General features: G+C 61.5%; 1 protein-coding gene. It reads left to right on the top strand.

The genetic code is table 11. The features are described 5' to 3' along the window. Positions 1-754: 754 nt before the first annotated feature. Positions 755-1202, top strand: a 448-nt coding sequence (locus J4F42_17800) for a hypothetical protein (protein MCE2487373.1), incomplete at its 3' end; no start/stop codon positions are given.

The raw sequence follows: 1202 nt of genomic DNA, 5'->3' as shown, positions 1-1202 counted from the left end.
GCCGCCAGAAAATGGTCTCAGGAAGCTTCGCGTGGTGTCCTCAACGGGCATGCCTGCACCAATCGAGGGGCCCTCTTCTACCAGGGCACAACCTCGACAAACTTCATGGACACGAGCCCGACCTGTACGCGACAGAGCGCACACTGGCCATGCCGGGCTACATACGCTGTGGCGGAGGCGGTCGCTTTCTGCGCGAGGAGAAACTCGATCATCGAAGCCTGGACCACTTCTGCAGGGGGGAGGGCCGGGGCGGTCTGTGTGGGCCGGATTTTGGCCAGACATCGCCGAGCGGCTCGGTTGCTGTCCTCCCGTCGCCTTCCGAACTCTCCCATGTCGCCAGCAGGCACACCAACAAACACTTGCTTCACCTCCAAACTGGAGGGGTGCGGCTCACGCTGTGCTCGCGCCCCACTCTGAACAATCCTCGGTCAAGCTGCCCGTTCACCCACGCTGTAGTCAGGCGCGCCGACCACGGTCCGTCGCTCCTTTTTTTCTCTACCACTGAACGAACGTTCAGTCAATTACATCTGAGGACGAGCACGGTCTCCCGTTAAGATGGAAGGGATTTCAAAGGTGAATATCTGCGCTCGGACAGCGGAAGCCGGATCATCGATCTGGGATTCGCCGATTCCCCCACATACAGCACCTATCGTACTTCCACCGCAGCAAGGACAAACCTCCCCCGGCTTGAGGTTCCCCAGTCGCGTGCACTACGCACATTTCGCCGTGCCATTACAGGCCTGAGATGGTTCACTTGACCCATCTCCTCCACCCGGAGACCCTGCACCTGCCCTTTGAGGAGCCGTTTGCCTCGTGGGAGCGATGGCCATCCGTAAAGGGGACCTCACTCAAACAGGAATTCATCGACGGCACGCACGGGACACAAACGTGGACCACTACGCTCGTGTATGAACAAAGGCTCGGGACGCGCGGGCAGTGGGAACTCAGCCTGCCGTATACCGTGAAAGAAACCCGGGACAGGACGACCGCCGGTCCAGGCGACCTCGCTTTGACCTACAAACACGTCCTGTCCACCCACACGGCAGCCCTAGCGCTCACGGCGGCCGCCCTCGAAGTCGTCGTACCTTTAGGCGAGTGCGACCGGGGGCTCGACGATGGCACGCTCACACTCTATACCGGCCTGCGGTTTCGCGGCCACGTGGCCCTGCGGATTGACACCCAGCTCCCCGTGGCCGGGACGG

Source organism: Desulfurellaceae bacterium, from assembly GCA_021296095.1.
Lineage (GTDB): Bacteria > Desulfobacterota > Binatia > Bin18 > Bin18 > JAAXHF01.
The sequence above is the reverse complement of the archived record's forward strand: the minus strand, read 5'-3'. Positions and strand labels throughout refer to the sequence as shown.